3 protein-coding genes are annotated in these 1,152 nt (G+C 69.7%); 2 read left to right on the top strand and 1 reads right to left on the bottom strand.

Features of this window, described 5'->3' with window-relative positions; all coding sequences use genetic code 11:
• Positions 1 to 91: 91 nt before the first annotated feature.
• Complete coding sequence (locus tag ACFRCR_RS18805) at positions 92 to 361, bottom strand: GlsB/YeaQ/YmgE family stress response membrane protein (RefSeq protein WP_138826936.1); 270 nt, start codon at positions 359 to 361, stop codon at positions 92 to 94.
• 189 nt (positions 362 to 550) lie between these two features.
• On the opposite strand from ACFRCR_RS18805, the gene ACFRCR_RS18810 reads away from it, so the two are divergent.
• Positions 551 to 799 carry a DUF2630 family protein gene (locus tag ACFRCR_RS18810; RefSeq protein ID WP_377679713.1) on the top strand — a complete coding sequence of 83 codons (249 nt, stop codon included), beginning with the start codon at positions 551 to 553 and terminating at the stop codon, positions 797 to 799.
• Between the two features lie 96 nt (positions 800 to 895).
• Positions 896 to 1,105: a hypothetical protein gene (locus tag ACFRCR_RS18815; protein WP_377679715.1), complete on the top strand. Its 210-nt coding sequence runs from the start codon at positions 896 to 898 to the stop codon at positions 1,103 to 1,105.
• The last annotated feature ends 47 nt before the right edge of the window (positions 1,106 to 1,152 follow it).

The raw sequence follows: 1,152 nt of genomic DNA on the forward strand, positions 1-1,152 counted from the left end.
CCTCATGACGAGGAGGCGGGCCTTTCGAGTTGTCACCGCGGCCGGACGGGGCGCGACGGGCGCGCGGTGACGGCCTGGGTGAGCTGTGCGGTCAGGCGGTGCGACCGTTGCGGCCGCGGATCGCGCCGTAGATGCCCAGCACGATGACGGAGCCCACGATCGCGAGCAGCCACGTCTGGATCGAGAAGAACTCCTCGAGCGGAGCCGAGAACAGGACGCTCCCGAGCCAGCCGCCGAGCAGCGCGCCGAGGATCCCGAGGAGGATCGTCATCAGGATCGACCCGGTCTGCTTGCCCGGGAGGATGGCGCGAGCGATGAGTCCGGCGAGCAGTCCCAGAACGATGAATGCGAGGAAACCCATGTCATTCTCCTTTTGTCCCGTATGTGCCTTATTGGCCGGTGAGTCCCTACCTTGACACCGGCTCGGGCCGCTCGCACGCCGAAAGGCACCGAACGTCGGACACGTCACGTTTCGCGGTCTTCCGCTTGCGAGGGCCCCCGAGCGGTGGCATCGCGCGCTCACGCGCCCGGTCGGTCGTACCGTGGAGGAATGGCTGAGGACCGAGGCATCCGGCAGTACATCAGCGACCTGGTGGCGGAGGAGCGCAGGCTGCGCGACGAGCTCGCCGACGGGGAGATCACGGCGTCGGAGGAGCACACGCGCCTGCGCGCGATCGAGACCGAGCTCGACCAGTGCTGGGACCTGCTGCGTCAGCGCGACGCTGCCCGCGAGTTCGGCAGCGACCCGGATGCCGCGTCGATCCGGGATGCCGGTACGGTGGAGCACTACCTGGACTGACGGCCTGACGCCTCGCGTGCGTGCCGTCGTCGGGCAGACCTGTCCCGCGCCCGCGGGAACCACGCGTGACCCCACGACCAGTACGGAGCGAAGAGCATGAGCAGCCAGACGACGCAGCGCAACGAGGCCACCGAGCGAGCCGGGGCCGTCGCCCGCTTCCTCGTGGCGATGGTCCTGTTCGTGGGCGGGATGGTCGCCTTCGGGTGGGCCTTCACGGTCGAGTCGAACCACGCGCTGATCTTCTCCGCCGGTCTCCTCATGGTGACCCTCGGCTGCTTCGTCCCGATGGCGGGCCGCGACCGCTGACACGGAACGGCCGCGCGGCCGCCGCACGACGAGAGGGGCCCCGCACC

It is taken from the genome of Oerskovia sp. NPDC056781, from assembly GCF_042789955.1.
Taxonomy (GTDB): Bacteria; Actinomycetota; Actinomycetes; order Actinomycetales; family Cellulomonadaceae; genus Oerskovia; species Oerskovia rustica.